This window comes from Isoptericola croceus (assembly GCF_029382255.1).
Lineage (GTDB): Bacteria > Actinomycetota > Actinomycetes > Actinomycetales > Cellulomonadaceae > Isoptericola > Isoptericola croceus.
In genome coordinates this window covers 1-278 of record NZ_JARLLG010000170.1, presented here as the reverse complement: position 1 = coordinate 278, position 278 = coordinate 1, and the positions used below count along the sequence as shown (strand labels likewise).

The 278-nt window shown below is 60.1% G+C and carries 1 protein-coding gene; it reads left to right on the top strand.

All coding sequences use genetic code 11. From position 1 onward, the window contains the following. The first annotated feature begins 49 nt into the window (after positions 1-49). Complete coding sequence (locus tag PZC42_RS21095; RefSeq protein WP_277214076.1) at positions 50-232, top strand: hypothetical protein; 183 nt, start codon at positions 50-52, stop codon at positions 230-232. Positions 233-278 lie beyond the last annotated feature (46 nt).

The window sequence follows — 278 nt, the reverse complement described above, 5'->3', positions numbered from 1 at the left end:
ATTGAGGTTCTAGACGAGAGAGCCCTTAGTGTACGATGACAGTTGGAGCGTGGTGCAAGACTGGAACGGTCTTGACGAGTGGAGCGTGAACGACTGGGGCGGTGTGGATCAATGGAGCGGCGTGGACCGTGTGGACGACTGGAGTGATCACTGGGGCGGTCTTGACCACTGGAACGACTGGAGCGTGGACGAGTGGAGCGGCGTGGACCACAGGAACTGGGTGCACCACTGAGGTCTTCACGATGCTGGAGTGGGAAGTGGCCACTGGAACGACGGCG